Origin of the sequence: Pseudomonas sp. HMWF006, from assembly GCF_003061205.1 — a bacterium.
GTDB classification, from domain to species: domain Bacteria; phylum Pseudomonadota; class Gammaproteobacteria; order Pseudomonadales; family Pseudomonadaceae; genus Aquipseudomonas; species Aquipseudomonas monsensis.
The window spans coordinates 1-4922 of the sequence record NZ_QAIU01000645.1; the positions used below are offsets into that span (position 1 = coordinate 1).

A 4922-nucleotide genomic window follows, 5' to 3' on the forward strand; every position below is an offset into this window, starting at 1 on the left:
CGTTTGAAACCCGTGGTCGAGACGTTCGCCAGGTTGTTGGAAATGGTGGTCAGGTTGGTGTCCTGAGCGGACAGACCGGTTTTGGCAACCCATAGAGCCGGAAGCATTCGATTCTCCTCGTGCGCCTGTTTTACGGCGCGACGTTCTGATAATTAGCTGATCTGCAAGACCCGAGCCATGGCCTGGTCGTCGTCTTTGGCGGTGTTCATCATCTTGACGTGCAACTCGAACTGCTTGGCCAGGGCCAGCACCGAAGTCATTTCTTCCACGGCGTTGACGTTGCTCGACTCAAGGAAACCCGACACCAGTTTGACGTTGGCGTCGGCCGGCGCAGGCTGGCCGTCCTTGGTGTAAATCGAGCCGTCGAGGCCCTTGTTCATGTTCTTGATGTCCGGGTTGACCAGCTTGATCCGGTCGACTTCCGCCATGACGCGCGGGCCTTCGCCCATCGCACGAATACTGATGGTGCCGTCTTCGCCGACTTCGATCTGCTGCTCGGGCGGCACGGCGATCGGACCGCCATTGCCCATCACCGGCATGCCGTTGCCGGCGCGCAGTACGCCGAGGGCGTCGACGTTGAGGCTGCCGGTGCGCACGTAGCTTTCGCCGCCGTTCGGGTTCTGCACGGCGATCCAGCCATTGCCGGTGACGGCGACATCGAGGTCACGGCCGGTCTGTACCAGCGAGCCTGGGGTGAAATCCGTGGCCGGGCGTTCGCTCATGGCAAAGGCACGCGCCGGAAAGCTGTCACCGAACACCGGCATCGAACGCGCCTGCTCCAGGTCGCGCTGAAAACCGTTGGTGGAGATGTTCGCCAGGTTGTTGGCATGGGCCTTTTGCGCCAGTGCGTTCTGGCTGGCGCCGGTCATTGCCACATAAAGGTACTTGTCCACACTCTTTCCTCTGCATGCCGGACGTTTGCCGCCCACCGCTGTACTGCTGAGCCATAAGCAATTTGCAGACCAACTTTTTTCTGGCGGCTGGCAGCCCGATAAACAAAGGACTTGAGGGAATCAGAGGGGAAACTTGAAATGTATCGAAGTCGAAAAACCGGCGGTGTTATGCCGCTTGGCGGCAATCCCGATCTCTGCGGCTGAAGGAGAACTTGTGGTGAGGGGATTTATCCCCCGATGGGTGGCGAAGCCGCCCCGCTTTTCCTTCAGAACGACCTCATTCGTAGGTTTTGCGACTGCTATGCAGCCGATCGGGGATAACCCCCCTCGCCACAAAAACGCTTGATACCACAGCGTTGCTGTTAGTTTTCGGGGTCTTTGCCCACTTCATATTCGCGCAGTTTGTTGGCAATCGTGGTGTGCGAAACCCCCAGCCGCTTGCCCAACTGCCGGCTGCTTGGATGTTCGGAATACAGCCGCTCCAGCACCGCTTTTTCGAAACGCCCGACAATCTCGTCCAGACCACCTTCAAGCGAGAAATCGCCAAGCGGCTGACGCACGCCGTAATCCGGCAGGCGAATATGCTCAGCCTTCACCGTGCCGCCGTCGCACAGCGAAACCGCCTGGAACAGCACGTTCTCCAACTGCCGCACGTTACCCGGCCAATGGTAATGACTGAGACGATCCATCGCCGCCGGCGCCAGTTTCGGCAGCGAGCAACCGATCTGCCGACTGGCCTGATCGAGGAAGTGCTCCACCAGTGGCGTCAACCCGTCGAGGCATTCGCGCAAGGGCGGGATGTGCAGCGACAGCACATTCAAACGGTGATACAGATCCTGGCGAAACTCGCCGCGTGCGCACAGTTCGGACAAGTCCACCTGAGTCGCGCAGATCACCCGCACATCCAGATACACCTCTTCATCGCTGCCGACCCGCCGGAAGCAACCGTCCTGCAAAAAGCGCAGCAGTTTCACTTGAAGGCGCGGGCTCATCTCGCCAACGCCATCGAGAAACAGCGTACCGCCCGCCGTCAGTTCCAGCAGGCCGAGCTTGCCTTCGGCGCGCGCCCCTTCGAACGCGCCCGGCCCGTAACCGAACAGCTCGGTCTCGGCCATGGACTCCGGCAAGCCGGCGCAATTGAGCGCCATCAACGGCGATTGCCCGCGCGGGCTGGCGAGATGGCAGGCACGCGCCAGCAACTCTTTGCCGGTGCCGGTCTCGCCTTCGATCAACAGCGGCGCATCCAGCGGCGCCATGCGCCGGGCTTCACGCACCACCGCCGCCATCACTTTCGAGCTCTGGAAGATGCTGTCGAAGCCGCGCAACTCCTGTTTGCGTACGTTGTAGATACGCTCGCCAACCCGGTCGGCACGGTGCAGTGTCAGCACAGCGCCGGCCATCGCTTCGCTGTCGTCATGCTCCGATTGCAGCGGCGCGATATCAGCCAGAAAGATGTCGCCCTTGACCTTGACCCGCATGCCATTGATGCGCGACTTGTTGGCGCGCACCAGTTCCGGCAGGTCGAAATCTTCGGCATAACGCGACAGCGGTATCCCCGGCACCTCATCGACGCGCACCCCGAGCAACTGCGCCGCCGCACGGTTGGCGGCGACAATCGAGCCGCCCATGTCGATCGACAACACCGGAAACTCCAGCGCACCGAGCAAGGCATTCAATTCCATGTGCCGACGCTCGCTCGGCATCAAACCGACACGCTTGACACCAAACACCCCGGCAATCGCCTCGAACTTCGGCCGCAGCGCCTGAAACTGGATGTTGATCAGGTTCGGGCAATGCAGATAGATCGCGTTGCCATGCTCGCCACCCACTTCACCGCGCGCCACGTTGATCCCGTAGGCGACCAGCAAGTTGAGAATGTCGCGCAGGATGCCGATGCGGTTCTGGCAATGGACTTTGATGCGCATAAAAATCGTCCGAATAAACGATAAAGAACCTGTAGGAGTGAGCCTGCTCGCGATAGCGGCTTATCAGGCTGTACTGAAGGTGAATGACACACCGCTTTCGCGAGCAGGCTCACTCCTACAGGGGGACTGCGCCAGACTTTTCTGTCGAGGCGCGCAGATAGTTGTCAAGATTATGTGACAGCCATCGGCCTTTTCAAACCCACGAATGACCGTAAACGTGAGTTATCCTGCAAAGCGTAACGATTATTTTACGATTTAAAGAGACATTTCCTACGCAAAGGCGTTTCAACCTGCTGCACATCAATGCGCTCTCGGGTAATCCTGAATCCATCGCTGGACATAACAAGAACGAATTCCCCTAGCAGGAGAGCAGTATGAAGCAGACGCAATACGTGGCCCGCGAGCCCGATGCGCAAGGTTTTATCGACTACCCCGCCGAAGAACACGCGGTGTGGAATACGCTGATCACTCGCCAACTGAAAGTGATCGAAGGGCGTGCTTGCCAGGAGTACCTGGACGGTATCGAGAAACTCGGTCTGCCACACGACCGCATTCCGCAACTGGGCGAGATCAACAAAGTGCTCGGCGAGACCACCGGCTGGCAGGTCGCCCGCGTCCCGGCGCTGATCCCCTTCCAGACCTTTTTCGAATTGCTCGCCAGCAAACAGTTTCCGGTGGCCACCTTCATTCGCACCCGCGAAGAGCTGGACTACCTGCAAGAGCCAGACATTTTCCACGAGATCTTCGGCCACTGCCCGCTGCTGACCAACCCGTGGTTCGCCGAATTCACCCACACCTACGGCAAGCTCGGCCTGCAGGCCACCAAGGAAGAGCGCGTGTATCTGGCGCGCCTGTACTGGATGACCATCGAGTTTGGCCTGGTCGACACCCCGCAAGGCAAACGCATCTACGGCGGCGGCATCCTGTCCTCGCCGAAAGAGACCGTTTATTGCCTGTCGGACGAGCCTGAGCATCAGCCGTTCGATCCGCTGGAAGCCATGCGCACGCCGTATCGCATCGACATCCTGCAGCCGTTGTACTTTGTCCTGCCGAACCTCAAGCGCCTGTTCGACGTAGCCCATGAAGACATCATGGCCATGGTCAAGCAAGGCATGCAGCTGGGTCTGCACGCGCCGAAATTTCCGCCGAAACCGAAAGCCGCGTGAACCGCGACTTTTGCTGACAATTGAGCCTGTCCGGCGCCGCCACTTTGGTTTAGCGTGACGGCATTGACAGCTCAAAAGCTTTAATAAAAAAAACACTCTCGATTTCAGGAATACATCATGTCCACTTTGAACCAAGCCCACTGCGAAGCCTGCCGCGCCGATGCGCCACAAGTCAGCGATGAAGAACTGCCGATCCTGATCAAGCAGATCCCTGACTGGAACATCGAAGTGCGCGACAGCATCATGCAACTGGAGAAGGTCTTCCTGTTCAAGAACTTCAAGCATGCACTGGCGTTCACCAACGCAGTCGGCGAAATCTCCGAGGCCGAGGGTCACCACCCGGGCCTGCTGACCGAGTGGGGTAAAGTCACCGTGACCTGGTGGAGCCACTCGATCAAGGGCCTGCACCGCAACGACTTCATCATGGCTGCACGCACTGACGAAGTGGCCAAGACCGCAGAAGGACGCAAGTAATGCACTTCGACGCCATCGGCCGGGTACCCGGCGACCCGATCCTCGGTTTGATGGAGGCCTATGCGCAGGACAGCAATCCGCGCAAGTTCGACCTCGGCGTTGGCGTCTACAAGGATGCCCAGGGCCTGACGCCGATCCCCGAAGCGGTGAAAATAGCCGAGGCGCGCCTGGTCGAAAGCCAGGACACCAAGACCTACATCGGCGGTCACGGCAATCCGTTGTTCGGCAAGGTCATCAATGAGCTGGTGCTCGGCGCCGACTCGAAGCTGATCGCCGCACAACGTGCCGGCGCCACCCAGACGCCGGGCGGCACCGGGGCCCTGCGTCTGGCGGCCGACTTCATCGCCCAATGCCTGCCGGGCAAGGGCGTGTGGCTGAGCAACCCGACCTGGCCGATCCACGAAACGATTTTCGCCACCGCCGGGGTCAAGGTCAGTCACTACCCGTATGTGGGCAGCGACAAC

General features: G+C 59.7%; 6 protein-coding genes. 3 read left to right on the forward strand and 3 right to left on the reverse strand.

The features are described from left to right. The 3 genes from DBR24_RS29785 to DBR24_RS29795 form a co-directional block, all read right to left on the reverse strand. A partial coding sequence (locus DBR24_RS29785) for a flagellar basal body protein (RefSeq protein WP_218278162.1) occupies positions 1 to 107 on the reverse strand: 107 nt, incomplete at its 3' end. Positions 108 to 152: 45 nt separating this feature from the next. Continuing rightward, positions 153 to 893 carry a flagellar basal body rod protein FlgF gene (locus DBR24_RS29790; RefSeq protein ID WP_093439577.1) on the reverse strand — a complete coding sequence of 247 codons (741 nt, stop codon included), beginning with the start codon at positions 891 to 893 and terminating at the stop codon, positions 153 to 155. A 362-nt stretch (positions 894 to 1255) separates the two neighbouring features. Continuing rightward, the gene (locus DBR24_RS29795; protein WP_128616486.1) at positions 1256 to 2818 is read right to left on the reverse strand and encodes a sigma-54-dependent transcriptional regulator; all 1563 of its coding nucleotides are present in this window, start codon (positions 2816 to 2818) and stop codon (positions 1256 to 1258) included. A gap of 374 nt (positions 2819 to 3192) precedes the next feature. Here DBR24_RS29795 and phhA point away from each other — a divergent pair, with 374 nt between their 5' ends. The 3 genes from phhA to DBR24_RS29815 all read left to right on the forward strand — a co-directional run. Continuing rightward, entirely contained in the window at positions 3193 to 3984 is a 792-nt protein-coding gene (gene phhA, locus DBR24_RS29805; protein ID WP_123465689.1) for a phenylalanine 4-monooxygenase, read from the forward strand. Positions 3985 to 4101: 117 nt separating this feature from the next. After that, complete coding sequence (locus DBR24_RS29810) at positions 4102 to 4458, forward strand: 4a-hydroxytetrahydrobiopterin dehydratase (protein WP_003222798.1); 357 nt, start codon at positions 4102 to 4104, stop codon at positions 4456 to 4458. After that, on the forward strand, positions 4458 to 4922 hold a 465-nt coding region (locus DBR24_RS29815; protein ID WP_128616488.1), incomplete at its 3' end, for an aminotransferase class I/II-fold pyridoxal phosphate-dependent enzyme. The genes DBR24_RS29810 and DBR24_RS29815, both read left to right, overlap by 1 nt.